This window comes from Pseudomonas sp. DR 5-09 (assembly GCF_001655595.1).
In the GTDB taxonomy this organism is placed as follows: domain Bacteria; phylum Pseudomonadota; class Gammaproteobacteria; order Pseudomonadales; family Pseudomonadaceae; genus Aquipseudomonas; species Aquipseudomonas pharyngis.
Map to the genome: position 1 here is coordinate 1,532,383 of NZ_CP011566.1, position 25,301 is coordinate 1,557,683.

Below are 25,301 nucleotides of genomic sequence, written 5' to 3' on the forward strand. Positions count from 1 at the left end.
GGGGGATCATGCGCGCCATACCTCTACTTTCGCTTCTGCTCAGCGGCTGGTTCATTGTTCCAGCCCACGCCGACGAGGCTCAGGACTGGTTGACCCGCCTGGGCCAGGCCGAGCAGCAGCAAAGCTTTCACGGCACATTCGTTTACGAGCGTAACGGTAGTTTTTCTACCCACAACATCTGGCATCGCGTCCAGAATGGCCAGGTCCGCGAGCGTTTGCTTCAGCTCGATGGTTCGGCTCAGGAAGTCGTGCGCATTGATGGACATACTCAATGCGTCAGCGGCACCCTGATTGCGGGTCTGGGAGATTCTCCCAATTCCGCCGCTCGGCCTCTCGATCCTCAAAAGCTGAAGAACTGGTATGAGCTTGCCGTCATTGGCAAGTCGCGTGTGGCCGGGCGTGAAGCAGTGATCGTATCGCTGACGCCGCGTGATCAGCACCGCTACGGTTTCGAACTGCATCTGGACAAGGAAACGGGTCTGCCGCTCAAGTCGCTGTTGTTGAACGACAAGGGGCAGTTACTCGAGAGATTCCAGTTCACGCGACTGGATACCTCTGAAATTCCATCCGACAAAGACCTGCAAGCCAACTCCGATTGCAAGACAGTCACCCTCGACAGCGACAAGGCTTCTGCGGTCAAGACCGCTCAGATCTGGCGTTCCGACTGGCTGCCTCCCGGCTTCGAACTCACCAGCAGCTCCTCGCACAAAGATCCGGAAACCAAGACCCAGGTCAACAGCCTGATGTATGACGATGGTCTTGCCCGCTTCTCCGTGTTTCTCGAGCCGCTGAACGGCGCAACCGTCACCGATACCCGGACTCAGTTGGGCCCGACCGTTGCCGTATCCCGCCGTTTGACGACGCCTCAAGGCGAAATGATGGTCACGGTAGTTGGCGAGATTCCAATCGGGACCGCCGAACGGATTGCCCTGTCGATGCGCAATGATGGCGCTGCAACCAGCAAGCAGTGAGCTGATTCCAGCTATCTCCCCCTCGTCTTCGAGACGTGAAATGTTTGCTGAGCATTTTCATTTGCAAAACAACCGAAAATTTTTTATAGGTCAGAGCCTCTCGGCTCTGGCCTTGTTTGTTGTTCCCGGAACAAAAATGCCGGCCTGTGGTTTCCGGTGTTCCTTGCTCCATATCGCTTAACCCTGCTCGTCGTAACGGGAGCTGTATGTCGATACCAAGCTTGAAGTCTTATCTCTCCATTTTCGCCACGGTGCTGGTGCTCGGTCAGGCTGTTCCTGCAGCCATGGCGGCTGAAGCGGTCAGCCCGGCCAGCCTGCCTGATTTCACCCAACTGGTCGAACAGGCCTCGCCTGCGGTGGTGAATATCAGTACCACGCAAAAGCTGCCGGATCGCAAAGTGAACCAGCAGATGCCTGACCTTGAAGGCTTGCCACCGATGCTGCGCGAGTTCTTCGAGCGCGGCATGCCGCCGCAACAGCGTTCTCCGCGTGGTGATCGCCAGCGTGAAGCGCAATCGTTGGGTTCGGGCTTCATCATTTCGCCGGATGGCTACATTCTGACCAACAACCACGTGATCGCCGATGCCGACGAAATCCTAGTGCGTCTGGCAGATCGCAGTGAAATGAAGGCCAAACTGATCGGCACCGACCCACGTTCCGACGTCGCGCTGCTGAAAATCGAAGGCAAGGATCTGCCAGTGCTGAAGCTTGGCAAATCTCAGGATCTGAAAGCCGGCCAGTGGGTCGTGGCAATCGGTTCGCCATTCGGCTTTGACCACACCGTGACCCAAGGCATTGTCAGCGCCGTCGGCCGCAGCCTGCCGAACGAAAACTATGTGCCATTCATCCAGACCGACGTGCCGATCAACCCGGGCAACTCCGGTGGCCCGCTGTTCAACCTGAACGGTGAAGTGGTCGGGATCAACTCGCAGATCTACACCCGTTCCGGTGGCTTCATGGGCGTGTCGTTCGCCATTCCGATCGACGTGGCCATGGACGTTTCCAACCAGCTGAAAAGCGGTGGCAAGGTCAGTCGTGGCTGGTTGGGCGTCGTCATCCAGGAAGTGAACAAGGATCTGGCCGAGTCGTTCGGTCTGGACAAACCGGCCGGTGCGCTGGTTGCACAGATTCAGGATGACGGCCCGGCTGCCAAGGGCGGCCTGCAAGTGGGTGACGTAATCCTGAGCATGAACGGTCAACCGATCGTCATGTCCGCTGACCTGCCACATCTGGTGGGTGCGTTGAAGGCCGGCGCCAAAGCCAATCTCGAAGTGATTCGTGACGGCAAACGCAAGAATGTCGAGCTGACTGTCGGCGCCATCCCGGACGAAGACAAGGAGCTGGACGCGCTGCCGAAATCCGGTGCCGAGACCAACAGCAATCGCCTGGGTGTATCGGTCGCCGAACTGACCGCCGAGCAGAAGAAAACCTACGACCTGAAAGGTGGTGTGGTAATCAAGGAGGTGCAGGACGGCCCCGCGGCCCTGATCGGTCTGCAACCGGGCGACATCATCACGCACCTGAACAATCAGGCCATTGGTTCTTCCAAGGAGTTTGCCGAGATTGCCAAGGCGCTGCCGAAGAACCGCTCGGTGTCGATGCGCGTTCTGCGTCAGGGTCGTGCCAGCTTCATTACCTTCAAACTGGCTGAATGATCCGATTGTTGAAGTAAAAAAAACCGCCTCGAAAGAGGCGGTTTTTTTGCGTCCGGAATTTGTCTCGGCTTGGGCTTAACCCATCATGTCCTTGACCATGCGCTCTTGCTCCATCAGTTCGCGCTGACGGGCATCGATACGCGACGACAGTGGGAAGTTGCTGCCGGCCTTGCGCTTGGCGAAGTCCAGTTGCTGGATGGCCTGGCGATAGTCGCCGACCAGCGCGAAATACTCGGCACGGGCCTGATGCAGGCCAATGATGTTGCCGGACAGACCACGAGTCTCGGCGACCTGATACCAGACGTCCGGATCGTCCGGACGCGATTTGAGCAAGCCCTCCAGCGCCTTCTCCGCATCGGCGGTACGGTTTTGTTTCAGCAGCAGATCGACGCGTACCTGGTTCAGCGGGTAGTTGCCTGGGTACTGACTGAGCATCCGGTCAACCCGGGACTGGGCATCGGCCAGCTTGTTGTTGGTGATGTCCAGATCGACCTGCGCCAGGTTGTAGATGATCTCGTTAGGCGATTTGGCCAGCAGTTGCTTGAGATTCTCTCGGGCTTCATTCAACTGACCGCCCTTGATCTGGGCGATCGCCAATCCGTAACGGGCCACATCGTTGTTCGGATTATCGTCCAGTTGCGCGCGAAAGCGCTTGGCGCCGAGCCCCGGCGTTTCTTCGTAGGTCAACTGCACCCGCGCGCGGATCAGTTGATAGCGCTTGCTGTCTTCGATGCCGCCGGGTTTTGCCTGCTCGGCGCGGTTGCGGGTGTCGGCGATCCGCGATTCGGTGACCGGGTGAGTCAGCAGGAATTCCGGCGGTTTGGCATCAAAGCGATACTGGCGCATCAAACGCTCGAACATGGTCGGCATCGAGCGCGGATCGTAGCCTGCCTTTTCCAGGTTGAGGATGCCGATGCGGTCGGCTTCCTGTTCGTTTTGGCGCGAGAAACGCCGCTGTTCCTGGATCGCCGCCGCCTGGGTGCCGGCAATCGCTGCAATGCCGGCGTCACCGGCGCCGGCAGCGGCGATCACGATACCGGCCAGCAGCGCTGCCATCATCGGCACCTGCATCCGCTGCGAGGCCTCGACGCCACGAGCGAAGTGGCGTTGGGACAAGTGAGCCAGTTCGTGAGCCAGTACCGAGGCATATTCGCCCTCGGTCTGGGCATTGAGGAACAAGCCGCCATTGACCCCGACAATCCCGCCCGGTGCCGCGAAGGCGTTCAGCTGCGGGCTGTTGATCAGGATGAATTCCAGGCGTCGGTCATTGACCTGGCTGGTTTCCACCAGCTTATAGACACTGGACTCGACGTAGTCCTTGAGTTGTGGATCGTTGAGCTGCGAAACCTGGCTGCGCAGCAATGCCAGCCAGGCGCGACCCAGTTGATATTCCTGTTGTGGCGAGACGATGGCAGAGCTGGCGTCACCGAGTGACGGCAGGTCGTCGGCGAAGCCCGGTGAGGCGAGCAGGCAAGCGAGCGTCAGCAGGGTAGGGCGCAGAAATGTCATGCACAAAGCCTTAATCGACAAAGACCTTACTGTAGCCGGACACCGGGCCTGCGACCAGATATTCTAGGCAGCCTGACCACCTGATCCGGAGTGACGCATGACCGACGCTGTAGCCCATGACTGTGAACTGGACGCCAGTGGCCTGAATTGTCCGTTGCCGTTGCTCAAGGCCAAAATGGAGCTGAACAAGCTGCCCAGTGGCGCAGTACTCAAGGTGATTGCCACGGATGCTGGCTCGCAACGCGACTTTCGCACCTTTGCCAAATTGGCCGGTCATACGCTGCTGCGTGAAGAGGACGAGGCGGGTGTCTACCGTTACTGGCTGAAAAAAGCCTGAAACCGACCGCGTAAATGACCTAAGGAAAATTGATGTTCAAAGTGTTGCGCGACTGGATTCAGCGCTACTTCTCCGATGAAGAAGCCGTGGTGCTGGCGGTGCTGCTGTTTCTCGCCTTCACCGCGGTACTGACGCTTGGCGGAATGCTCGCGCCGGTGCTGGCCGGGATGGTGCTGGCGTATCTGATGCAGGGGCTGGTGCTCACGCTTGAACGTCTGCGCGTGCCCGGTGGGGCGGCGGTCGGTCTGGTGTTTGCACTGTTCATGGGCGTGCTGATGGTGTTCATCGTCGTGGTGCTGCCGCTGCTCTGGCATCAGTTGATCACGCTGTTCAATGAATTGCCGGGGATGCTCGCCAAGTGGCAATCGCTGTTGTTGTTGCTGCCCGAGCGTTATCCGCATCTGGTCTCCGATGAGCAGGTGCTGCAAGCCATCGAAGCGGCGCGAGGCGAGATCGGCAAGTTCGGCCAGTGGGCGTTGACGTTCTCGTTGTCGAGCCTGCCGCTGCTGGTGAACATCATGATCTATTTGGTGCTGGTGCCGATCCTGGTGTTCTTCTTCCTCAAGGACCGGGCGATGATCGGCGAGTGGGTGCGCGGCTATTTGCCACGAGAGCGGGCGCTGATCACTCGAGTCGCCGAGGAAATGAACCGGCAGATCGCCAACTACATTCGCGGCAAGGTCATCGAGATCGTGATCTGTGGCGGCGTGACGTACATCGCATTCGTCGCACTGGGTCTCAACTACGCGGCGCTGCTGGCCCTGTTGGTCGGCGTGTCGGTGGTGGTGCCGTATGTCGGGGCGGTGGTGGTAACCGTGCCGGTGCTGCTGATTGCGCTGTTCCAGTGGGGCTGGAGCGATCAGTTCATCTATTTGATGGCGGTCTACGGGATCATTCAGACCCTGGACGGCAACGTGCTGGTGCCGTTGCTGTTCTCCGAAGCGGTCAACCTGCACCCGGTGGCAATCATCTGCGCGGTGCTGTTGTTCGGCGGGTTGTGGGGATTCTGGGGCGTGTTCTTCGCGATTCCGCTGGCGACGTTGTTCAAGGCTGTGCTTGATGCGTGGCCGCGCAAGGAGCCGGTGGTGGCGCCGCTGCTTTGAGAATGAATCGGCGCCCGCAAGGGCGCCGACAGCATCAGGCCTTGTTCAGCGCCTGAGCAGCAGCCAGCACTGCATCCACATGTCCTGGCACTTTCACACCGCGCCATTCCTGACGCAATACACCGTTCTTGTCGATCAGGAAGGTGCTGCGATCAACACCCAGGTATTCCTTGCCGTAGAGTTTCTTCAGCTTGATCACGTCGAACAACTGGCAGACGGCCTCGTCCTTGTCGCTGATCAGCTCGAACGGAAACTCCTGCTTGCACTTGAAGTTCTCGTGGGATTTCAGGCTGTCGCGGGAAATGCCGAAGATTTCCGTGTTGGCAGCCTTGAATGCTGCGTATTGATCACGAAAGCCCTGGCCTTCGGTGGTGCAGCCCGGGGTGCTGTCCTTCGGATAGAAGTAGATCACCACTTGCTTGCCCTTGAGGGCCGACAGGCTGACAGTCTGCCCGCTGGTGGCAGGTGCTTCGAAATCCGTAACCGGTTGGTCGATGACAACGGCCATGAAAGCTTCCTTACATTGGGTTCTGTGGGCGCCACGGTTCGATCAGTGCATCCAGGTTCATGGCGTCGGCGAAATCCAGGAACTGGTCGCGCAGCCAACTGATCTGGGTGCCGGCGGGCAGGGTCACGGTGAACGTGGCGTTCAGCATGGTGCCGCCGGTCTGCGGTGCCTGATAGGTATCGCAGGTCAGGTTTTCCAGCTCGACGTTGTGATCCATGAAGAACTGGCACAGCTCGTTGATGATGTCCGGACGGTAAGCCGAAGACACGTAAGCCACGTACGGCAGGGCTTGCGGACGGTTTTCCAGGGCGGCGCTGCGCACTACGTTGACGGTGAACGCATGACGCTTGGCCAGCACCGGCAGGCTGCCTTCCAGGCGAGCCAGGGCGTCCCAGCTGCCGGAGACTTCGAGCACCAGCGCGCTGCACTCGCCGTGGCGGGTCAGGCGCGAGGTGACGACCGCACAGCGGTTTTCATGGCTGGCGCGGCACAGGACGTTGGTCAGCTCCATGGGATTGGCGCCGAGGGCACTGATGACAAGGAATTGTTCGCGAACTGTGGGGGTGGACATGCAGCATTCCTAAAGCGATGAGCGGTCGGTAGCGAGAGGGCGTTGATTGCCGGGGCAATGACTGTCCGGAAGACCCGATTCGTGTGGCGCTACGGCTCCATGAACAAGCAAGCGTACGGCAACGACACTGGAACGGGGCCCGGGAGGCCGAAACGGGAGACTGGAACCCGGCGTACAAGCTGATCAGTACCGATCAAAGTCTGAAGGGTAGCGAAAAGCGGCGCCAAGGGGAATGGCGGCACAGTACTTCGCTTGTGCAAGCATCTTGGCGCCAGTACCATTACCGCTCTCTTTTTCCGGCAGGAGCGGTTTCATGATTGCGGGCAGTATGGTGGCACTGGTCACACCCATGGATGCACAAGGGCGTCTTGACTGGGACAGCCTCAGCAAACTCGTGGACTTCCATCTCAAGAACGGCACCCATGCCATTGTCGCGGTCGGCACCACCGGCGAGTCGGCAACCCTTGATGTAGAAGAACACATCGCCGTCATCAAAGCCGTGGTCAAACAGGTTGCCGGTCGCATTCCGGTGATCGCCGGTACCGGCGCCAACTCGACCCGCGAAGCGGTCGAGCTGACCCGCAATGCCAAGGAAGCCGGTGCCGATGCCTGCCTGCTGGTCGTTCCGTACTACAACAAGCCGACCCAGGAAGGCCTGTACCAGCACTTCAAGCACATCGCCGAAGCGGTCGACATTCCACAGATCCTCTACAACGTTCCCGGCCGCACCTCCTGCGACATGCAGGCCGAGACCGTGATCCGCCTGTCCACCGTGCCGAACATCATCGGCATCAAGGAAGCGACCGGCGACCTGAAACGCGCCAAGGCGATCATCGACGGCGTGAGCAACGACTTCATCGTGCTGTCCGGCGATGATCCGACCGCCGTTGAGCTGATCCTGCTGGGCGGCAAGGGCAACATCTCTGTTACCGCCAACGTCGCTCCGCGCGAAATGGCCGACCTGTGCGAGGCCGCGCTCAAGGGCGACGCCGAGACCGCACGGGCCATCAACGAAAAACTGATGCCGCTGCACAAGGACCTGTTCATCGAAGCCAACCCTATTCCGGTGAAATGGGCTTTGGTCGAAATGGGCCTGATGCACCAAGGCATCCGCCTGCCGCTGACCTGGCTGAGCGCTCCTTGTCATGAAACGCTGCGCTCGGCCCTGCGCCAGTGCAACGTCCTGGTTTAATTGAGGAAGTACAACGCATGAAGCGAATGGCCGGACTTTCCGCACTTGCCTTGATTATCTCCAGCACCAGTGGCTGCGGATGGATCTGGGGCCCGGAAGGTTATTTCCGTGACCGTGGTAGCGATTACCTGGAAGCGCAACAGACTGCACCGATGCAACTGCCACCGGACGTCAGCACCTCCAAGCGCCTGGATCCGCTGCTGCCGATCCCGCGCAACGTGGCCGACGACACCGCCAAGGGTGAGTACATCGTTCCGCGCCCTCAACCACTGTCGACCGTGGCCGACGCCAGCGACTACTCGCTGCAGAAGAGCGGTGATTCGCGTTGGGTCATGGCCCAGCACCCGCCGGCCGAAGTCTGGCCAGTGGCGGTGCAGTACTTCCAGGACAACGGTTTCCGTCTGGATGAACAGCGCCCGCAAACCGGCGAATTCACCACCACCTGGCAGCATTCCGACGAACTGTCCGCCGCCATGGCCAAGCGCCTGAGCGCCGCCGGCGTCAGCACCGATAGCGAAACCCGCGTGCGGGTGCGCATCGAACCGGGCGTGCAGCGCAACACCAGTGAAGTCTATGTGGTCAGCGCCGAGCGTCCTGCCGGCAGCACCGCCAATGTCGATTTCACCAACCGTTCGGTCAACACCGGTCTCGACGCTGCGCTGGTCGACGACATGCTCGCGAGCATGAGCCGTACCTCCGAGAAGGGTGGTTCGGTGTCGATGCTGGCTTCGCGTGATTTCGATACCCCGAGCCGTGTCAGCCTGAGCGAAGACGGCAGCGGCAACCCGGTGCTCAACGTCGGTACCGACCTGGATCGTGCCTGGTCGAGCGTCGGTCGTGCGCTGGAACAGGGCGAGTGGCGCGTTGAAGACATCAACCGAAGCCTGGGTCTCTACTACATCAACTTGTCCGAGAAGGCCGAGAAGAAAGACGAGAAGCCTGGTTTCTTCAGCAGCCTGTTCGGCAGCGCGCCGACCAAGGAAGAAGTTGAAGCCCGTGCCGAGCGTTATCAGGTTCGCCTGAGCAAGGTCGGCGAGAACGTTCAGGTGACCGTCGAGAAAAACATCAACACCGTTGCGCCGGCCGATGTGGCCCGCAAAGTGTTGAGCGTGATTCAGGACAACCTGGGCTGATCCAATGCGTTTTGCCGTTCTCGGCAGCGGTAGCCAAGGGAACGGCACGCTGATCGCCAGTGCTGATACGTATGTGCTGGTGGATTGTGGTTTTTCCCTGCGGGAAACCGAAAAACGCCTGTTGCGCCTGGGTGTGAACCCGGCGCAACTGAGCGCGATACTCGTAACCCACGAACATGCCGACCACGTGCATGGCGTGGGTTTGCTGTCTCGGCGCTACAATCTGCCTGTCTACCTCAGTCGCGGCACACTGCGCGGGATGCGCAAACCGATTGAACCTGCCGGTTTCGTGACCGGTGGCGAGCAGTTGCAGATCGGTGCTCTGAACATCGGGGTCATTGCCGTGGCCCATGATGCGCAGGAACCGACCCAGTACGTATTCAGCGATCAAGAGCAGCGGCGCTTCGGCCTGCTGACCGACCTGGGTTCATACTGCGAGCGGGTGCTGGACGGCTATCGGGACCTCGATGCGTTGATGATCGAGTCCAACCATTGTCGCGACATGCTGGCCCGTGGTCATTACCCGTACTTTCTCAAGCAGCGGGTGGGTGGCGAGCTGGGACATTTGAACAACCATCAGGCGGCATTCCTGGTGGCCGAGTTGGGCTGGCAAGGCCTGCAACACCTGGTCCTGGCCCATCTGAGCAGCAAGAACAACCTGCCGCAGCTGGCCCGGCAATGTTTTGTCGACACCCTCGGGTGCGACCCGGACTGGCTGCAACTGGCCGATCAAGATTCAGGGCTCGACTGGCGCCACATCGCCTAGCCCATCTACTTAGCAAGCGGAGCCCATCATGGAAAAACGTGAAGAACTCTACCGCGGCAAAGCCAAATCGGTTTACAAGACCGACGACGCTGACCGCTTGATCCTGCTGTTTCGCAACGACACTTCGGCGTTCGACGGCAAGCGCATCGAGCAGCTCGACCGCAAAGGCATGGTGAACAACAAGTTCAACGCCTTCATCATGCAGAAACTCGAAGCGGCCGGCATTCCGACCCAGTTCGACAAGCTTCTGGCCGACAACGAAGTGCTGGTGAAAAAACTCGACATGATTCCGGTCGAGTGCGTCGTGCGTAACTACGCCGCCGGCAGCCTGGTCAAGCGTTTGGGCGTCGAGGAGGGCATGAAGCTCAACCCGTACACCTTCGAACTGTTCCTGAAGGACGACGCCAAGGGCGACCCGTTCATCAACGAATCCCACGTCGTGGCCTTCGGATGGGGCACCGCCGAGCAACTGGCGCGCATGAAAGAACTGTCGCTCAAGGTCAACGAAGTCCTGAGCAAACTGTTCGACGACGCAGGCCTGCTGCTGGTGGACTTCAAGCTTGAATTCGGCGTGTTCAGCGACGGCTCCATCGTCCTGGGCGACGAGTTCAGCCCGGACGGCTGCCGTCTGTGGGACAAGGACACCAAGAAGAAGATGGACAAGGACCGCTTCCGCCAGGGCCTCGGTGACGTCATCGAAGCCTACGAAGAAGTCGCCAACCGTCTGGGCGTACCGCTTTAATCGACGCAAGCATCTGATAGCACGGAAAAAATTTCGTCTGGGGGTTTCCCATTCAGCGAAAGTGTTGTTATGATGCGCGCCGTTGGAGAGATGCCAGAGTGGCCGAATGGGACGGATTCGAAATCCGTTGTACCTTCACCGGTACCTAGGGTTCGAATCCCTATCTCTCCGCCATACATAGAAAAAGCCCCGTAGCTGAGAAGCTACGGGGCTTTTTTGTTTGCGTTGGGAAAGCGTGTTTGGCTACAGGGGCCGTGCGGATCGTTTCACTCTGCGTAGAAAAAATAAATCTGTCCCGGCTGCTGTCCGAATCCCTATCTCTCCGCCATATTTAGAAAACCAATATAATTCAATTGGTTACGTCGTGACTCTTTTTAGATTGTAATACTCAACGCGTTCCGATATTCGTCATTCGGATCCAAATCCCTTTGCCGTTTCGTTTATCTCCATTCGTCAGCACACTATTCTTCGATAACTGACGTTAGCCAGTTCGCACCCGTACCCATGGAGAGAGTTCTAAACCCCTTCCGTGTATGGCAAAGTGATACCTAACCTTCTATCGACATGGATGACGCATGAATATCCCGCAAGAAATGCTACAGGCTGCACGCGACAACCCAACTGAGGGAGCTGCGGAAATATGCCGCTTCGCGCTGGAAGAGACAAATCATGAACTGTTCAATCACGAATGGAGTGATCATGACCACAATCTCTTGATGGCTGCGGTAGCAGTCGTTCTGACTCTCGAAGAGCAAAACCTAATTGAGCATCAGCAGAATGCTCCGGATGTCGATGATGTCGCTCACACGGTGTGCCCGCGTTTTCGACAGTTTCTTGGTGCTGTCCATCGTGATTTGTCTGCCACGATATCTAAGAATAAATTTGACAGTTTCCGAAAACAATTCGCTGTCACCCTAGTTGAAAACTTTGGATACGAGTTCACCGATGGTGATTTGAAGCGTATCCAGCAACTGATAAATGAGTTGCGTGAGATGGTGAGTGCCAACACCGAGTTGGATGCAGGCCACAAGCAACGCATGCTCAAGCGCCTTGAGAAGATGCAGTCGGAGCTACACAAGAAAATGTCCGACATCAGTCGCTTCTATGAGTTGATGGGGGATGCTGGTGTAGCTCTAGGCAAGCTGGGTGAAGGCGCCAAGCCATTTGTGGATAGGATCAAAGAGTTAGTTGATATTGGCTGGAAGTCGCAAGCTCGTGCAGAGCAATTGCAATCAGATGCCGAAAATCCAATGCTCGGGAATGAATCAGAGCCAAAGCTTCTAGACTGATGTAGGCCAATGTTCCTGTCTCGTAGCCCGATAACATCGGGCCACTACACACCATCGCTGGGCGACATTAGCCACCCAGCAATTGAGAGTCAGCCTGTATGACCGGACGCAGACCACCCCCGAGCCCACAAGAGTTCTACATTTCATACCCGTTGTATCAAGGATTCACCTTTGCTCAGGAAGAGAGCCAAGCAGGGTGGGAGGTCATGTTTTCCCAAGAACCCATAGATACATATTGCCCTGAATGCAATTCGCATAGCATTTTCCGTCGGCAAATCACCGGTACCATTTCTCACAACCCTGACGCATGGGAGGGGGATGGGCAGTTTGCTATTCGTCTTAAATGCTCCAGGAATACCGATCACCAGTTGTACTTCATGTTCAAGGTGGAAGGTAGGACGATGCAAAAAATTGGACAGTACCCATCCCTTGCAGACCTGAATACCTACGATGTACGCCAGTACGCTGCTGTGCTGTGTAAAGATGATTTCAAAGAGTTCAACAAAGCCATCGGCTTGGCGGCCCACGGTGTGGGTGTAGGGTCTTTCGTGTATCTAAGGCGAATCTTTGAGCATCTTGTCGATGCTGCTTATCAGATCGCGAAAAGCGATAACGGATGGGATGATGAGCCTTACCGTAATGGGCGGATGGCAGAGCGGATACAGCTGCTAGAAGGGCACCTCCCCGAATTCCTTGTGGAGAATCGATCGATTTACAAAATCCTTAGCCAAGGTGTGCACGAGCTGACAGAGAATGAATGCCTAGCGGCATTCCCTATCGTGAAAATGGGTATTGAGTTGGTCCTAGATGAAAAGCTGGCCGCAGCGGCGAAGCAACAAAAACTAGAACAGGCAAAGCAGGCTATTCATAGCCTTGTTAGTAAAGCCAGGGACTGAGGTTCGTTCTCGCACTAGTGAGTAGCCCTTCTTCTCTACGGCAATCTACAGAACCGTAAGGATATGTGCGAATGAAGCTTCCTTCCGACCGTGCCATTTTAGAACGCATTTACAAACTCTACTATGAAGAGTTTCAGAATCACTCCGGCGGAGAGAGTAGTGGACGACGCAGCAAAATTTACGTCCCTATCGACTGCAAGGTGATCGCTCGAGACTTTGATGTAGATGCAGATATCATCTTTGGGCGCCTCTACTATCACCTTCAAAAAAAACACGGTTACACCAATGAAAACGGCTCCAAAGTCATTTTCTTTGATGAGGTGGCGAGCGATGGGCGCTGTATCAACTTTCCACTCATGTCGTCCGTGCTTGCAGGACTCCAAGAGGACGCCAATAAATTCAGAACAGCCACATGGATATCGAGCTGTGCGCTAACGGTCTCAATTGCGACAGCCGTGTTCAACGTCTTCTTCAAATGACCTCTTTTTCGGATTCCCGCCGCCGAGCATATCGAGTCGCACATCAGAGGTAAGCCTGTTTGCTAGCTGGAGAAAATAACGGCGAAGGGGAAATGGGGAAGTATTTATTTTTTGTTCGAGCACCATGGGTTCGATTCCGTTTTCCTCTGTCTGCATCTGAAAAGCCCCGTGTCTAAACAGTAACGGGGCTTTTTCGTTTTTGCTGGAAGGTGATGCGTAATGTAATCGTTATTTTTCTCTGCTCAGCGTTCTGGCTGGGCTCGGTGAGACCACCTTCATCACATCATCAATAACCGCCTTCCCCATCTCCGTCAGAAAATGTGCAGCCCAGGCATATCGATCGGTTTCTCGGATAAACGCTGCATCCTCTGCAAGCGCTTTGGCAAAGCGGAAATGGGGACGTATTTATTTTTGTTCGAGCTCCATGGGTTGGGTTCCGTTTTTCCTCTGTATGCATCTAAAAAATCCCGTGTCTAAACGGCAACGGGACTTTTTCGTTTTTGCTGGAAAGCGGCGCGTTACGCGATCGTTATTTTTCTGTGCTCATCTTTCGGGCCGTCTCCGGTGAAACCACCTTCATCACATCATCAACAACCGCCTTACCCATTTCCGTCAGGAAGTGCGCAGCCCAGGCATATCTATCAGTTTCTCGAATGAACGCTGCATCTTCTGCAAGCGCTTGGCCAAGGGCCAGCAGGTCGGAGGCCTGTGACAACGCTTCGCTAATGGGAACGCCAGCGCTAACGCTGAATAGTGGGTTGTCCGAACAATAGAGAAACGGTGTGGAGCCGACAGTTTTTTCTTCTGCTTTGTCAGTCATTCTTCACCTCCGTATGTGCTCGACATGAAGAGAGGTAAAGCAGGGAGGGGAGGCTTTCGTAATCGGTTGCTGGTGTGCATTTTTCAATTCCCTTGATTTTTGAGCTGCCGCATCCGATACCAAGCGAATGGGGTGGCAGCTATGCGCGGGTTGGTAAACCGGGGAATCAAGGAAACCGGCACGGCCGAAGCCGTCCCACGCACAGCCGCCATAAAACAGAACTACAGTCGAATATCGACAGTAATTGTATGGGGACGCTGATGCGCCTTATTCCGTCGGGTTACCAAGCCCGGCCGCTGAATGTGCAGCGACGTCTTGAGAATATCCCGCCGAAAGAAAGGCCAACAAGGCAGCAATCGGCCGTTATGCACAGCTACAGCCCATTCACACGCAACTCGCGGATTCTGCCTACAAGCTCGTTTTGAGTCACCTGATTATTCTTGTCGGCGTGATGCTCAAACCTGAGAGCGACAAGGAAATCCCCGATGACCGTGATGAGCTACAACAGATTCACCGCCGGCATTGAGTACAGCGACCAGGACGGTTTGTTTGTCGGTCATATCGCAGGAATAAAGGATGTCGTCGGTTTTCATGGCGAGTCGATCAACGAACTCCGCAAGGCATCCGAAGAAGCCGTCACAGACTATCTGGAAACCTGCGCCCGACTCGGGCGAATAAACGAAAGCCCCGTAGCTGAGAAGCTGCGGGGCTTTTTCGTTTCTGATCCAACGCAATTCGATACCCTCAACTACTTCTGCCCCAAATCCACCACCTCCCAACTATCATCCGGATCAAACCGCTTCATCGCCTTCGCCACCTTCTCCCCATCCGGCCCGAGGTCCTTCTGAAACACCTGTCCTTCATGGCTGATCATGAAGCTCATCACCCCAGTGTCGTTGTATTTCGCTGGCCACGCGATCAAGGCGAAACCGCGACTCATCTTGTCTCCAATCAGATAGCTGTAAGCGCCGCCCGGGGCTGACGGGCCTTGGGCGTCGAGGATGCGGAAGTGGTAGCCGTGCCAGTCTTCGTCGTTGATGGCCTGGCCGAAAGCGGGGCCGAGGGGGCTGATCTGGCCGCTGTCGTCTTCTGGCCAATAGAGGCCGTCGTGTTTGCCAGGGGAGCTGAAGATTTTCTGTGCGTATTCGAGGGCGCCGTCGCCGTCGCGGTCTTCCGAGGCGTAGTCCATTTGTGCATCGTGGTAGGCCAGCGCCGATTGCACTGCCGCCAGTTCGTTGCGGCCGATGCGGCGGGCGCGGATTTCGACCTGCGCGGCGTTCATGTCGAAGCGCCAGCCGGTTTTGTCTTTGATGAGCGGGATGGGCAGCGTCCAGTGATCGGGCCCGACGGAGAGCACTGCTTTGCTTTCGCCAATCTTTTCCAGGGTGTGCTGCTCGCGGTATTGCTGCAAAAAGGCATCGACATCACTGCGCTGCACGCCTTCGCGGGGAATGAAACTGTGCCATTCCTCGCCCAGCAGTTCGGTCAGGCGTTTTTGGTCGGCGTGTTGCGTGCCGAGGGCTTCGACGAAGGCGTCCGCGGCTTTTTCCGGGGTTGGAAATACCTGCTGGGCCGAGGCGAAGGTCGATAATGCGAGGCCGGCCGCGAGGGTCAGGCAGTTTTTGACCAGAGAATGGATGTTCATCGACGGCCACCTCCTCTCTGACGCATGCCCCCGCCGGATGGCCGGCTGATCTGATGTCCGGCGGCGCGGGAGGTATTGGGACGTTGCGCAGAAATCTGGCTGGCCCGGCCGCGATCAGCCTGGACTCGGGTCTGTGACGGGGAGCGCGCGCCGGCAAAGGCGTTGTTTCGTGCGCTGCCTGCTGCGGGTCGGGCTTGAGATGCACGGGTTTCACGTTGATTGACGCCGGGCTGGCGCGCCTCCCGCGTGTTGCCTTGAGTGCGGTCGGCGGCTCGGGGCCTGTCCGCACCGCCTTGTAGTCGGTTGCCGGCATTGGCGGATTGCGCTTCGCGGACTTGATTGCGGGCTTCCCGATTGCTGGTGGCGGGACGTTCGATACCGGCCCTGTCCATCGAACTGCGCGCCCGTTCCCGAGCCTGCGCCCGCTGCGCGTTGTCCCCGCGATAGGCATCACGCTGAGCCGCACCGTCCAGCTGCCGGCCATACTGCGCGCGGCTGCGGTTGTCACGATAAGGCACGCCATCGCGATGCACGTTGTTGTGCTGCCACTTGTTCTGGTTGTTGGTGATGCGGTTATTGCCGTTGATATTGTTGTAACGGTTCACATCGATGTCGATGTCGTTATTGCCCCAGTCGCAGTCACCCCACAACGACGCGACGACCGCCACGCCCGTGCCGAAGGCCAGCCCGGCCACCAGTGCCTGACCCGGGTAGTAAGCGGGCGGCGGCGGGTAATACACCGGCGGCGAGGCCGGATAAGGCCAGGTGCCGTAAGTGGTGGTCGGGTTATAGGTCGGGACGTAGACCACCTGCGGATCGGCGGGCTGAATGATGATGGTCGTGTTGTCGGCCGGATTGGTTGAGCCGGAAGAGATGGGCGGCGTTACGTTCTGCACCGTCACATTCTGATATTGATTGCTCTGTAGATTGCCCGCCGTCTGGGCCTGACGCCGCAAGCGCTGAACGCCGGCCATGAGTTCGTCAGGCTGGGCCAGGAAGGCATCCCCCAGACGCTGCACCCAGACCGGATCCTGCCCCAGTGTCGCCAGGACCTGCGGAAACGCCACCAAGGCCTGCACGCTCGGGTCCCACGTCTGACTGGCCACTTGCTTGACCGCGTCATCGCCCTTGGCATCCGGATGGGCCTTGGACCAGGTCACGGCTTCGGCGACTTCTCCCGGATAGGTGGCGGCCATCAGCACTTGAGCGAGCAGTGGATCGGGATACAGCGCAATTGACGCGAGCATCTGGTCGAGCTGCTCCGTGGTAAACACGGCATCTTTGGCCGGAACGGTAGCCGCCGCTTGGGCCGCAGGCGCATCGGCGGCCTGCACCAGGACCGGTGCAGCGCTCAAGGCGAGCATGAGCGACGCGGCACGCAAGAGCGAACTGTGCATGACCTCTTCCCCACATCCAGATGGCAGGTTTGCAACACGCGAGGCATCAACGGCCGACATCGGAAGCTGCGCCGTGATGGAGAATGGTTGGCGATTGGCGTTCCGTCAAAAACTGCACAGGCTTTTTCGCAATAAGCACGTTGCCTGAGCGTTACCGCCCGTTTGCTTGCGTTTTGCGATAAATGACTAAACTTTCCGGTTCCAGGTCATGCATTGCCGACGAGCCTGGCTGTCGTTCCAACCCGAGAGGTCTGGTCATGGCAAAGGGAAAGAAGAAAGACTTGCCCCGAGAAAAACCTGAGGAACATACAAAACTGTCGAACAAGGACTACCTTGCCGAGTTGCGCCGCCTGCATGTCGAACTGGTGAAAATGCAGGAGTGGGTGAAGGCCGAAGGCATCAAGATCTGCATCATCTTCGAAGGTCGCGACGGTGCAGGCAAGGGCGGCACCATCAAGGCGCTGACCGAGCGGGTCAGCCCGCGAGTCTTTCGCGTCATCGCGTTGCCGGCCCCGACCGATCGCGAGAAGAGCCAGATGTACCTGCAGCGCTATCTGCCGCATTTGCCGGCGGCCGGCGAAGTGGTGATCTTCGATCGCAGTTGGTACAACCGCGCCGGCGTCGAGCGGGTGATGGGCTTTTGCACGGACAAACAGGTCGACAAGTTTCTCAAGACCGTGCCGCTGGTGGAGCGCGCAGTTGTCGGTTCGGGGGTGATCCTGCTCAAGTACTGGCTGAATGTCAGTCAGGAAGAACAGACCCGGCGCCTGGAGGCGCGCATTGTCGACGGTCGCAAGATCTGGAAGCTGTCGCCGATGGACCTCAAGTCCTACAGCCGCTGGTATGACTACTCCCGGGCGCGGGACGACATGATCGAAGCGACCGACACCGATTACGCTCCATGGCTGGTGGCCAACTCGAACGACAAACGTCGGGCGCGGCTCAATATCATCTCGGATCTGCTCAGTCGCATCCCCTACAAGGAGGTGCCGCGAGAGAAGGTGACCTTGCCCAAACGGCAGAAACCGGGCGGTTATAAAGAGTCGGATTATCCGTTCAGGCACATTCCCGAGAGGTTCTGAAACCGCATTCGTTCAGTCGCCGGAGCTGCCAATACAGGCAGCCCGGCGTCTTGGGTTTTCCTCAGATCTCCTTGACCGGTGTCTCACCCTTCACACCTTTGATCAACTCGATCACATGCAGACAATCCGCCTTGTTCACGTACGATTCGCCACTGGCGACCGTCTCGTGATTCCCCGCCCTTAATCTCCAGCGCCATTGGCCTTTACCGGTGCTCGGGGTGCCTTTGGATTGCCTGTAAATCTCGAAATACATTCAATTCGCTCCATGCGATGCGTTTGTGCGACAACCTGTCGCTTCGACGCAAGCCTAGCGGAGCGCGGTTTTTTGGCTATCGAGGATTTGTTTCCAATCGTTGGAGAATGTTTCCGTCATGTGCGGGGCAGAGCGTCGGGATCGACCTTTGGATTGGCAGGTACGTCCTCGCGGCGCCCTTGCATGACCTGGTTGGGTGCTGCTTAATACGGCGAGGCTCATGGCGTCGAATCCGTTTCGGCGACCCACCAACACTATAAGAAAAGAGCACTCCATTGACCCATCCGCACGGAACACAACACGTGGGCCCCGTGAAGTTGTCGCTGGTGATCCCCGTATTCAACGAAGAGGACAGCCTCGACGGTTTTCTCCTGCGCATTCGGCAAGTATTCGAGCGAGAGGCGTTGGTCGAACTGGAGCTGGTGTTCGTCAACGACGGCAGTACCGACGCGACGCTGGAGCGCTTGCTGCACTGCCAGCAGAGCGACTCGCGCATCCGTATCGTCGATCTGAGCCGTAACTTCGGCAAGGAGGCGGCGCTTTCCGCCGGTCTGCAGATCTGCACTGGGCAGATCGTGGTGCCGATCGATGTAGATTTGCAGGATCCGCCCGAGGTCATTTTGCAAATGATCGAGCGTTGGCATGAAGGCTTCGAGGTGGTGCTCGGCCATCGCCTTAGCCGGCGCAACGATACTTGGGCCAAGCAAACTTCCGCCAGTTGGTTTTATCGTCTGCATAACAGGATTGCGGAGCAGTCATTGCCGGAAAACGTCGGTGATTTCCGGCTGATGGATCGCTGCGTGGTCGACGCGCTGCTGACGCTGCCCGAATCCCGGCGCTTCATGAAAGGTCTGTTCGCCTGGGTCGGATTTCGCACCACCCAGGTCGAGTACGAACGCCCGGAGCGGGCGGCGGGGCAGAGCAAGTTCAATGGCTGGCGACTGTGGAATTTCGCCCTGGAGGGCATCACCAGTTTCAGCACCGAACCGTTGCGGATCTGGACGTATCTGGGGGCGCTGGTCTCTCTGGTGTCGTTCGCCTTTGCGATGTTCATTGTGCTGCGCACGCTCATTCATGGCGTTGACTTGCCCGGTTACGCCTCGCTGATGGTGGCCGTGACGTTTCTCGGCGGTTTGCAGTTGATCGGCATCGGCGTGCTTGGCGAGTATCTGGGCCGCACTTATATCGAAGCGAAGCGCCGGCCGGTTTTCCTGGTGCGCCGCATTTACGAATCCAAGGACTGAAGCATGGATCTCAAGGAAACCGACATCCTCGGCGACAGCATCGGCGAGCATTGGTATTACTGCTCCAAAGCGGCCGCCACCCGCCGCTTGCTGGGTGAAGCGCCGATCAAACGAATTCTCGACGTCGGCGCCGGTTCAGGATTCTTCTCCCATCATTTGTTGAGCCACACGGCGGCGCGCGAAGCGTGGTGCGTGGACATCAGCTACCCGGCCGATTCGAGCGCCACCACCGCCGGCAAACCGGTGCATTACCGTCGCTCGATCGACAACGTCGACGCTGATCTGGTGCTGCTGATGGATGTGTTGGAGCACGTTGATGACGACCTCGGCCTGCTCAAATCCTACGTCGATAAAGTGCCATCCGGCAGCCGCTTTCTGATGACCGTGCCGGCGTTCCAGTTCATGTGGAGCGGGCACGATGATTTCCTCGAACACAAGCGTCGCTACACCCTGGGGCAGTTCGAAACCCTGACCTCGGATGCCGGATTGACGGTGGAGCGGGGCGCCTATTACTTCGGCGCGGTCTTCCCGCTTGCGCTGGCGTCGCGCCTGATACCCGGTGGTATTCGGGGTTCGGCCCCGCGCTCGCAACTGAAAAAACACCATCCGTTGGTCAATATGCTGCTAAAAACCCTGTGCAGTCTTGAGCTGCCGTTGATGGGTATCAACCGTGCGGGCGGTCTGAGTGTCTTCGTGCTGGCGCGCAAACCGTGACACCCACCGAAAGATCCGCCTTGATCCAGCGCGGCTTGCGCTTCGCCGTGACCGGTCTGTTTGTCACGGCGCTGCACGCGCTGGTGGCGGTGCTGTTCATCAACTTCGTCAGCCCCCTGCCTCCGTTGGCCAACGGTGTGGCTTTTATTGTGGCGACGTTGGTGTCCTACGTGATCAACACCACCTGGAGTTTTTCGGCCCGACTGCACGGTAAAACCCTGCTGCGTTTCATGCTGGTTTCGGCGGGTGGCTTTCTGTTGGCGATGTTCGTGGCCTGGGCGGCACAGATGGCAGGGCTACACTATCTCGCCGGAATCGGTGCCGTGGCGCTGACGATTCCGGCATTCACCTTCGTACTGCATAACTTCTGGACGTATCGATGAAGGACTCACAGGAGCACCCGGCACTTTCCCTGTTGCCATTGTTTTTGGGTGCTCTGGTGTTTTTTCTGGTGGTCGGGCCGCAAGCGCTGAACCCGCAGAACATTGCCTGGCTGGAGCAGGGCGATCCGGCCACGCATTATCTGGGCTGGGCGTTTTTCCGACATTCACCGTGGACTTTCCCGCTCGGGCTCAATCCGTCATATGGATTGGAACTGGGTAGCGCGATCATTTTTTCCGACTCCAATCCACTACTGGCGCTGTTGTTCAAACCATTCAGTGCCTGGTTGCCGGACACCTTTCAGTATTTCGGATTGTGGCTGCTGGCCTGCTGTGTCCTGCAGGCCTGGTTTGGCTGGAAACTGATGGGGCTGATGACGGCCAATCCCGTGATTCGACTACTGGGTGCCGGGCTGCTGGTGTTCTCGCCAGCGATGTTCTTGCGCATGGGCGGGCATCTTTCACTGGCCGGCCATTTCCTGATCCTGGCTGCGTTATACCTCGCGCTGCTGCCGAACCTGCGCCGACGGCGCTTGGCCTGGGGCACCTTGCTGGCGGTGACGGCATGGGTGCACGCCTATCTGCTGGCCATGGTTGCGCTGATCTGGGTGGCGGATTTGCTGGGCAAGACATTCAATCAGTCACTGGCCCGGCGTCAGGGTTTGATCGAGGGCGGCATGCTTTTCGCCCTGGTGAGCGTGTGTTGCTGGCAGGCCGGGTACTTCAGCATTGCCGATGGCGCGGCCTCCGGCGGTTTTGGTTTGTACCGGATGAATCTGCTGTCGCCTGTCGATCCGGCCGGCTGGTCCCTGATTCTATCTGGTCTGCCAAAAGGAGAAGGAGATTACGAAGGTTTCAACTACTTCGGCCTGGGCGTTCTGTTGCTGGTGCCGCCGGCTTTTTTGGCCTGGCTGCGTAACCGGCATTCCTTGAAGGATGAAGTACGTGCTCGTCCATGGCTGTTGCTGGCCATGCTCGGTTTATGGCTGTTCGCGCTGTCGAACCGAATAGGCATTGGCGCGTTGACGTTCGAGTACCCGCTGCCGGATGGCGTCATTGCCCTGGCCAGTATTTTTCGGGCCTCGGGGCGGATGTTCTGGCCGGTGTTGTATGCCTGCGTCCTGACCATGATTTTTCTGGTGATACGCGGTTACCGGCCACGCATCGCCATCGCTCTGCTTGCCGTCGTGTTGTTGATCCAGGTTGCCGACACCCGCGGCGGATGGATGGCTATCAGCCAGGGAAAAATGTTGGCGCCATCATCGGTGTGGAGCAGCCCGATGGTTGATCCCTTCTGGGCCAGTGCTGCTGCGCGTTACACCAATGTGCGCAGTTTGATGCCGCAGAACCAGGGCGAACGCTGGCAACTGATCGCCGGTTTCGCAGCGACCCACGGGCTGAAAACCGATGCGGTGTATCTGGGGCGTATGAGCACTTCGGCGCTGCTGTTGGCACAGCAGAAAGCACAGGCGATGCTCGAATCCGGGCAGTACGACCCAGACTCGTTGTACCTGCTGGACGACAATGCGCTGGTCGAAGCTGCAAAAACCATCAACAGTGAAACCGATCTGTTGACGCGCGTGGACGGGGTAGCGGTTCTGGCGCCTGGCTGGAAGCGCTGCAGGGAATGCCTGCAGATGCCTGATGAAGGGCAGCAGATATTGCTCACGCCGCTCACTCGTCCAGGGCAAACGCTCACCTTCAACTATCGCAACCGACAACTGACCGGCGGCTGGTCGAAGCCGGAAAGCTGGGGGACGTGGACGGAAGGACAACAGGCGAAAATCCAATTGAGAGTATTGCCACCGGCACGCTCGATCGTGATCGACGCGTTGGCTTTCATCTCGCCCACGCACCCCGGCCAGCGGGTGATCGTCAGCCTGAATGGCCAACAGGTACTGGATACCCGTTTGACGCAGTTTCAAGGCAACCGCCTGGAGATTCCGATCAGTGCCGCGCTCAACCAGCGCCTCGGGAGGGATGACCGGCTCGACATCGAATTGCAGCTGCCGGATGCCGTCAGCCCTCGGCAGCTGGGTATCAACGACGATTCGCGGATTATGGGCTTGGGGCTGAAGACGTTAACGGTGCAATGACGCAGCGTTTCGATGGACGCCGCCCCCACGGCCTTTCTACACTTCCGCCATCTGGGGATCGGGGGGCAATGGATGAACCGCAATGAACTACGCAAGGCCGACATCAACCTGATGGTGGTGTTCGAGACTTTGATGCTCGAACGCAACGTGACGCGGGCCGCCGAGAAGCTGTTTCTCGGCCAGCCGACGATCAGCTCGGCACTCAACCGTCTGCGCACCATGCTTAACGATCCGTTGTTCATTCGCGTCGGCCATCGCATGGAGCCGACTGCCCGCGCCGAAGACATTTATCGCCATCTCAAGCCCGCGCTCGATTCGCTGTCGGTGGCGCTGAGCCTGACTCGTGATTTCGACCCCGCCGTCAGCACCATGACGTTTCGCATCGGCCTGTCGGACGACGTCGAATTCGGCCTGCTGCCGCCGCTGTTGCGCGCCTTGCGTCAGGAGGCGCCGAGCGTGGTGTTCGTCGTACAGCATGTCGATTACTGGCGGATTCCCGACTTGCTGGCCGCGGGCGATATCACCGTCGGCATCAGCCAGACCCGCGGCCTTCCGGCCAATGCCAAGCGCAAATTGTTGCGGCACATTCAGCCGAGCATCCTGCGTGCCGACAAGTCCGACACGCCGCTGACCCTCGATGAATATTGCGCACGTCCTCACGTGCTGGTTTCCCACACCGCCAATGTCAGTGGCTACGCCGATGAGTGGCTGGCGGACATTGGTCGCACCCGTCAGGTGGTGTTGTCGGTGCCGCAGTACAGTTCGTTGCCGGCGCTGCTGGCCGGCACCGATCTGATCGCCAGCCTGCCGGATTACACCGCCGACGCCATGGCCGCTTCCGGGCTGCTGTTCAAGGAGCCGTTCCCGTTCAAGACCCCGACCCTCGACCTGTCGATGGTCTGGCTCAGCCACGTCGACAGCGATCCGGCCGAGCGCTGGCTGCGTTCGCGGCTGGAGCAATTCATGAGTGAGCGGCCGGTGATGTCGTCGTTGGCGTGAGTCAGGCGTTGCTGTGTTATATCTACGGCCTTTTTGCCGAACCTCTGGAGCACTGACATGCCACACCTGCACCTGGAATACACCGCCAACCTGCCGCACCTGAACGCCAACGTGGCGTTGATCCGGCTCAACAACACGCTGGTGGGTTCCGGTCAATTCTCGGCGGAGTTCGATATCAAGAGTCGTGCCACCAAGGTTGAAACCTTCAAGGTCGGCACCGCCATGAACGAGCGCGCCTTTGTGGCGGTAAGGCTGGCGCTGCTCAGCGGTCGTTCCTCGGAGATCAAGACGCAACTGTCGCAGAGCCTGTTGGCGGTATTGCAGGATCTGTGTGAATGGCCGGCCGGGGTTGAGGTGCAGTTGAGTGTGGAGCTGCTCGACATTGACCGGGGGGGCTACAACAAGATCGCCATCGGCGTGTAGAACTCAGGCCGTTTCCAGTTCCGCGCAGGTCTTGATGACCTGCTCGCGCAGCCAGAGGTTGGCGCTGTCCTGATCGACGTTGTGGCTCCACTGCATGTCGAGGGTGAACCCCGGCAGACCATTCGGCGCCTCGCAGTGGTTGAACACGGCATCGTTGGTCAGCAAACGCTGGATACGCCGGGGCAGGGTGAGGATGAAATCGGTACCAGTGATCATCTTCAACGCCGCGCTGTAACTGTTGGAGCGGGCGACGATCTGGCGTTTCTGCGCCTGGCGCGCCAGCCAGCCATCGACCATGTTGGTGGTCGACGTCCACGGTGTCGGGAACACATGCCGGCGTTCGGTGAAGGCCTGCAGACTCAGGCGCGGTTCCAGCGGCGTGGCGCGTTTGTCGAACACGCAGACCAGGTCATCTTCCAGCAGCATGCGTGATTTCAGATCGGCGTGGCTGCGATGGAAGTGTGGGCCGAAGCAGATCACCAGATCGAGGCTGCCGTCGCGCAGCTCTTCGACCGGCACGTCGGTTTCGAACTTGTGCATGTTGACCATCACCGGCAAATCATCGAAGTCGAAGCGTTTCAACATTCGCGGCAGGATCAGTTGCTCGAAGTACTCCGGTGCGCAGATGTTGAAGGTCACCGGTTGTGCCATCGGGTCGAAGGTCGGGGCGCCGGCGTGGCACAGGTTGATGCTTTCGAGGATTTTCTGCACATGGCCATACATGCTGCTGGCCTTGTAGGTCGGGCGCATGCCCGTGCGGGTGTTGACGAACAATTCGTCTTCGAAGCTGGTGCGCAGTTTTTTCAGGCAGTAACTGACGGTGGACTGACTGACGAACAGCGCCTCCGAGACGTCGGTGACGCTGCTTTGCTCATACACGGCGACAAACACCATGAGATCCTGCATGTCGAGCTTTCTAAGCAAGTTACTGTTCAGCATCCGTTCTGTCTCGCTGTGCTCCTTGCGCCGAATCCGCGCAAACGTGTGCGCATGATCGTAACGGAACGATGGTGCCAGGAGAAAGCCCTGTAGGACGTTTCACGGTCAGTTGTGGGACAGAAAGTTTTAGTAACACGACGTGCCCGATCAAACCCGGA

At 58.3% G+C, this 25,301-nt stretch carries 28 protein-coding genes and 1 tRNA gene; 20 read left to right on the forward strand and 9 right to left on the reverse strand.

From position 1 onward, the window contains the following. Nucleotides 1–8 precede the first annotated feature (8 nt). A complete protein-coding gene (locus PDR5_RS06915) occupies nt 9–971 on the forward strand; it encodes a MucB/RseB C-terminal domain-containing protein (RefSeq protein ID WP_064594114.1) in 963 nt (320 codons plus the stop codon). 284 nt (nt 972–1,255) lie between these two features. Beyond that, on the forward strand, nt 1,256–2,626 hold the full coding sequence (locus tag PDR5_RS06920; protein WP_236189711.1) for a DegQ family serine endoprotease: 1,371 nt from the start codon (nt 1,256–1,258) through the stop codon (nt 2,624–2,626). 75 nt (nt 2,627–2,701) lie between these two features. Here the strand turns inward: PDR5_RS06920 and PDR5_RS06925 are convergent, their stop codons facing one another. Further along, nucleotides 2,702–4,135, reverse strand: a complete 1,434-nt coding sequence (locus PDR5_RS06925; protein WP_039772673.1) for a M48 family metalloprotease — start codon at nt 4,133–4,135, stop codon at nt 2,702–2,704. A gap of 97 nt (nt 4,136–4,232) precedes the next feature. Between PDR5_RS06925 and PDR5_RS06930 the strand changes: the two genes are divergently transcribed. Together PDR5_RS06930 and PDR5_RS06935 are read left to right on the forward strand one after the other, a co-directional pair. Further along, nucleotides 4,233–4,472, forward strand: a complete 240-nt coding sequence (locus tag PDR5_RS06930; protein WP_007958011.1) for a sulfurtransferase TusA family protein — start codon at nt 4,233–4,235, stop codon at nt 4,470–4,472. Between the two features lie 32 nt (nt 4,473–4,504). After that, the gene (locus tag PDR5_RS06935; RefSeq protein WP_039772670.1) at nt 4,505–5,575 is read left to right on the forward strand and encodes an AI-2E family transporter; all 1,071 of its coding nucleotides are present in this window, start codon (nt 4,505–4,507) and stop codon (nt 5,573–5,575) included. Between the two features lie 34 nt (nt 5,576–5,609). On the opposite strand, the gene PDR5_RS06940 is transcribed toward PDR5_RS06935, so the two are convergent. Continuing rightward, on the reverse strand, nt 5,610–6,083 hold the full coding sequence (locus tag PDR5_RS06940) for a peroxiredoxin (protein WP_064594118.1): 474 nt from the start codon (nt 6,081–6,083) through the stop codon (nt 5,610–5,612). Nucleotides 6,084–6,093: 10 nt separating this feature from the next. Beyond that, the gene (locus PDR5_RS06945; protein WP_007958014.1) at nt 6,094–6,654 is read right to left on the reverse strand and encodes a glycine cleavage system protein R; all 561 of its coding nucleotides are present in this window, start codon (nt 6,652–6,654) and stop codon (nt 6,094–6,096) included. Nucleotides 6,655–6,967: 313 nt separating this feature from the next. On the opposite strand from PDR5_RS06945, the gene dapA reads away from it, so the two are divergent. The 8 genes from dapA (at nt 6,968) to PDR5_RS06985 (ending at nt 13,151) form a co-directional block, all read left to right on the forward strand. Then, nucleotides 6,968–7,846 carry a 4-hydroxy-tetrahydrodipicolinate synthase gene (gene dapA, locus PDR5_RS06950; protein ID WP_064594120.1) on the forward strand — a complete coding sequence of 293 codons (879 nt, stop codon included), beginning with the start codon at nt 6,968–6,970 and terminating at the stop codon, nt 7,844–7,846. 17 nt (nt 7,847–7,863) lie between these two features. Further along, a complete protein-coding gene (bamC, locus tag PDR5_RS06955; protein ID WP_011332910.1) occupies nt 7,864–8,979 on the forward strand; it encodes an outer membrane protein assembly factor BamC in 1,116 nt (371 codons plus the stop codon). 4 nt (nt 8,980–8,983) lie between these two features. After that, entirely contained in the window at nt 8,984–9,745 is a 762-nt protein-coding gene (locus PDR5_RS06960) for an MBL fold metallo-hydrolase (protein ID WP_011332911.1), read from the forward strand. 28 nt (nt 9,746–9,773) lie between these two features. Beyond that, entirely contained in the window at nt 9,774–10,487 is a 714-nt protein-coding gene (purC, locus tag PDR5_RS06965; RefSeq protein WP_007958019.1) for a phosphoribosylaminoimidazolesuccinocarboxamide synthase, read from the forward strand. An 84-nt stretch (nt 10,488–10,571) separates the two neighbouring features. Then, nucleotides 10,572–10,661, forward strand: a tRNA-Ser gene (locus PDR5_RS06970). A gap of 401 nt (nt 10,662–11,062) precedes the next feature. Further along, complete coding sequence (locus PDR5_RS06975; protein WP_064594122.1) at nt 11,063–11,776, forward strand: hypothetical protein; 714 nt, start codon at nt 11,063–11,065, stop codon at nt 11,774–11,776. 206 nt (nt 11,777–11,982) lie between these two features. Then, nucleotides 11,983–12,672, forward strand: coding sequence for a short-chain dehydrogenase (locus tag PDR5_RS06980; protein WP_237233813.1), 690 nt, complete (start codon nt 11,983–11,985; stop codon nt 12,670–12,672). Nucleotides 12,673–12,743: 71 nt separating this feature from the next. Continuing rightward, a complete protein-coding gene (locus PDR5_RS06985; protein ID WP_064594126.1) occupies nt 12,744–13,151 on the forward strand; it encodes a hypothetical protein in 408 nt (135 codons plus the stop codon). 228 nt (nt 13,152–13,379) lie between these two features. Here PDR5_RS06985 and PDR5_RS29150 read toward each other — a convergent pair whose 3' ends face one another. Further along, complete coding sequence (locus PDR5_RS29150) at nt 13,380–13,556, reverse strand: DUF3077 domain-containing protein (RefSeq protein ID WP_082934459.1); 177 nt, start codon at nt 13,554–13,556, stop codon at nt 13,380–13,382. A gap of 124 nt (nt 13,557–13,680) precedes the next feature. After that, nucleotides 13,681–13,971 (reverse strand): DUF3077 domain-containing protein, encoded by a 291-nt coding sequence (locus PDR5_RS06990; RefSeq protein ID WP_064594127.1) that lies wholly within the window; start codon nt 13,969–13,971, stop codon nt 13,681–13,683. A gap of 485 nt (nt 13,972–14,456) precedes the next feature. Here PDR5_RS06990 and PDR5_RS30025 point away from each other — a divergent pair, with 485 nt between their 5' ends. Further along, nucleotides 14,457–14,819: a type II toxin-antitoxin system HicB family antitoxin gene (locus tag PDR5_RS30025; RefSeq protein ID WP_237233815.1), complete on the forward strand. Its 363-nt coding sequence runs from the start codon at nt 14,457–14,459 to the stop codon at nt 14,817–14,819. Here the strand turns inward: PDR5_RS30025 and PDR5_RS06995 are convergent. Next, nucleotides 14,720–15,616 (reverse strand): DUF2950 domain-containing protein, encoded by an 897-nt coding sequence (locus PDR5_RS06995; RefSeq protein WP_064594129.1) that lies wholly within the window; start codon nt 15,614–15,616, stop codon nt 14,720–14,722. The genes PDR5_RS30025 and PDR5_RS06995 overlap by 100 nt on opposite strands. Further along, complete coding sequence (locus PDR5_RS07000) at nt 15,613–17,013, reverse strand: DUF3300 domain-containing protein (RefSeq protein WP_064594132.1); 1,401 nt, start codon at nt 17,011–17,013, stop codon at nt 15,613–15,615. Before PDR5_RS07000 ends, PDR5_RS06995 begins: the two co-directional genes overlap by 4 nt. Nucleotides 17,014–17,270: 257 nt before the next feature. Between PDR5_RS07000 and ppk2 the strand changes: the two genes are divergently transcribed. Further along, a complete protein-coding gene (gene ppk2, locus PDR5_RS07005; RefSeq protein WP_064594134.1) occupies nt 17,271–18,095 on the forward strand; it encodes a polyphosphate kinase 2 in 825 nt (274 codons plus the stop codon). A gap of 61 nt (nt 18,096–18,156) precedes the next feature. On the opposite strand, the gene PDR5_RS07010 is transcribed toward ppk2, so the two are convergent. Further along, nucleotides 18,157–18,348, reverse strand: a complete 192-nt coding sequence (locus PDR5_RS07010; RefSeq protein ID WP_039772660.1) for a YegP family protein — start codon at nt 18,346–18,348, stop codon at nt 18,157–18,159. Nucleotides 18,349–18,623: 275 nt separating this feature from the next. Here PDR5_RS07010 and PDR5_RS07015 point away from each other — a divergent pair, with 275 nt between their 5' ends. From PDR5_RS07015 to PDR5_RS07040, 6 genes are all read left to right on the forward strand, one after another. After that, nucleotides 18,624–19,592 (forward strand): glycosyltransferase family 2 protein, encoded by a 969-nt coding sequence (locus PDR5_RS07015; RefSeq protein WP_064594136.1) that lies wholly within the window; start codon nt 18,624–18,626, stop codon nt 19,590–19,592. Between the two features lie 3 nt (nt 19,593–19,595). Next, the gene (locus tag PDR5_RS07020; protein ID WP_064594138.1) at nt 19,596–20,306 is read left to right on the forward strand and encodes a class I SAM-dependent methyltransferase; all 711 of its coding nucleotides are present in this window, start codon (nt 19,596–19,598) and stop codon (nt 20,304–20,306) included. Next, a complete protein-coding gene (locus PDR5_RS07025; protein WP_064594141.1) occupies nt 20,303–20,689 on the forward strand; it encodes a GtrA family protein in 387 nt (128 codons plus the stop codon). Before PDR5_RS07020 ends, PDR5_RS07025 begins: the two co-directional genes overlap by 4 nt. Then, the gene (locus tag PDR5_RS07030; protein WP_064594146.1) at nt 20,686–22,782 is read left to right on the forward strand and encodes a DUF6311 domain-containing protein; all 2,097 of its coding nucleotides are present in this window, start codon (nt 20,686–20,688) and stop codon (nt 22,780–22,782) included. Before PDR5_RS07025 ends, PDR5_RS07030 begins: the two co-directional genes overlap by 4 nt. Before the next feature lie 72 nt (nt 22,783–22,854). Next, a complete protein-coding gene (locus PDR5_RS07035; RefSeq protein ID WP_064594147.1) occupies nt 22,855–23,781 on the forward strand; it encodes a LysR substrate-binding domain-containing protein in 927 nt (308 codons plus the stop codon). Nucleotides 23,782–23,838: 57 nt separating this feature from the next. Continuing rightward, entirely contained in the window at nt 23,839–24,204 is a 366-nt protein-coding gene (locus PDR5_RS07040; RefSeq protein WP_064594149.1) for a 5-carboxymethyl-2-hydroxymuconate Delta-isomerase, read from the forward strand. Between the two features lie 3 nt (nt 24,205–24,207). On the opposite strand, the gene PDR5_RS07045 is transcribed toward PDR5_RS07040, so the two are convergent. Beyond that, nucleotides 24,208–25,143, reverse strand: a complete 936-nt coding sequence (locus PDR5_RS07045) for a LysR family transcriptional regulator (RefSeq protein WP_064594151.1) — start codon at nt 25,141–25,143, stop codon at nt 24,208–24,210. Nucleotides 25,144–25,301: the final 158 nt, after the last annotated feature.

What these genes read in the sequence shown, in the direction of transcription:
- PDR5_RS06915 (WP_064594114.1), top strand. Translation starts at nt 9, where the DNA reads ATGCGCGCCATACCTCTACTTTCGCTTCTGCTCAGCGGCTGGTTCATT.
- PDR5_RS06920 (WP_236189711.1), top strand. Translation starts at nt 1,256, where the DNA reads ATGGCGGCTGAAGCGGTCAGCCCGGCCAGCCTGCCTGATTTCACCCAA.
- PDR5_RS06925 (WP_039772673.1), bottom strand. Translation starts at nt 4,135, where the DNA reads ATGACATTTCTGCGCCCTACCCTGCTGACGCTCGCTTGCCTGCTCGCC.
- PDR5_RS06930 (WP_007958011.1), top strand. Translation starts at nt 4,233, where the DNA reads ATGACCGACGCTGTAGCCCATGACTGTGAACTGGACGCCAGTGGCCTG.
- PDR5_RS06935 (WP_039772670.1), top strand. Translation starts at nt 4,505, where the DNA reads ATGTTCAAAGTGTTGCGCGACTGGATTCAGCGCTACTTCTCCGATGAA.
- PDR5_RS06940 (WP_064594118.1), bottom strand. Translation starts at nt 6,083, where the DNA reads ATGGCCGTTGTCATCGACCAACCGGTTACGGATTTCGAAGCACCTGCC.
- PDR5_RS06945 (WP_007958014.1), bottom strand. Translation starts at nt 6,654, where the DNA reads ATGTCCACCCCCACAGTTCGCGAACAATTCCTTGTCATCAGTGCCCTC.
- dapA (WP_064594120.1), top strand. Translation starts at nt 6,968, where the DNA reads ATGATTGCGGGCAGTATGGTGGCACTGGTCACACCCATGGATGCACAA.
- bamC (WP_011332910.1), top strand. Translation starts at nt 7,864, where the DNA reads ATGAAGCGAATGGCCGGACTTTCCGCACTTGCCTTGATTATCTCCAGC.
- PDR5_RS06960 (WP_011332911.1), top strand. Translation starts at nt 8,984, where the DNA reads ATGCGTTTTGCCGTTCTCGGCAGCGGTAGCCAAGGGAACGGCACGCTG.
- purC (WP_007958019.1), top strand. Translation starts at nt 9,774, where the DNA reads ATGGAAAAACGTGAAGAACTCTACCGCGGCAAAGCCAAATCGGTTTAC.
- PDR5_RS06975 (WP_064594122.1), top strand. Translation starts at nt 11,063, where the DNA reads ATGAATATCCCGCAAGAAATGCTACAGGCTGCACGCGACAACCCAACT.
- PDR5_RS06980 (WP_237233813.1), top strand. Translation starts at nt 11,983, where the DNA reads ATGTTTTCCCAAGAACCCATAGATACATATTGCCCTGAATGCAATTCG.
- PDR5_RS06985 (WP_064594126.1), top strand. Translation starts at nt 12,744, where the DNA reads ATGAAGCTTCCTTCCGACCGTGCCATTTTAGAACGCATTTACAAACTC.
- PDR5_RS06990 (WP_064594127.1), bottom strand. Translation starts at nt 13,971, where the DNA reads ATGACTGACAAAGCAGAAGAAAAAACTGTCGGCTCCACACCGTTTCTC.
- PDR5_RS30025 (WP_237233815.1), top strand. Translation starts at nt 14,457, where the DNA reads ATGACCGTGATGAGCTACAACAGATTCACCGCCGGCATTGAGTACAGC.
- PDR5_RS06995 (WP_064594129.1), bottom strand. Translation starts at nt 15,616, where the DNA reads ATGAACATCCATTCTCTGGTCAAAAACTGCCTGACCCTCGCGGCCGGC.
- PDR5_RS07000 (WP_064594132.1), bottom strand. Translation starts at nt 17,013, where the DNA reads ATGCACAGTTCGCTCTTGCGTGCCGCGTCGCTCATGCTCGCCTTGAGC.
- ppk2 (WP_064594134.1), top strand. Translation starts at nt 17,271, where the DNA reads ATGGCAAAGGGAAAGAAGAAAGACTTGCCCCGAGAAAAACCTGAGGAA.
- PDR5_RS07010 (WP_039772660.1), bottom strand. Translation starts at nt 18,348, where the DNA reads ATGTATTTCGAGATTTACAGGCAATCCAAAGGCACCCCGAGCACCGGT.
- PDR5_RS07020 (WP_064594138.1), top strand. Translation starts at nt 19,596, where the DNA reads ATGGATCTCAAGGAAACCGACATCCTCGGCGACAGCATCGGCGAGCAT.
- PDR5_RS07030 (WP_064594146.1), top strand. Translation starts at nt 20,686, where the DNA reads ATGAAGGACTCACAGGAGCACCCGGCACTTTCCCTGTTGCCATTGTTT.
- PDR5_RS07035 (WP_064594147.1), top strand. Translation starts at nt 22,855, where the DNA reads ATGAACCGCAATGAACTACGCAAGGCCGACATCAACCTGATGGTGGTG.
- PDR5_RS07040 (WP_064594149.1), top strand. Translation starts at nt 23,839, where the DNA reads ATGCCACACCTGCACCTGGAATACACCGCCAACCTGCCGCACCTGAAC.
- PDR5_RS07045 (WP_064594151.1), bottom strand. Translation starts at nt 25,143, where the DNA reads ATGCTGAACAGTAACTTGCTTAGAAAGCTCGACATGCAGGATCTCATG.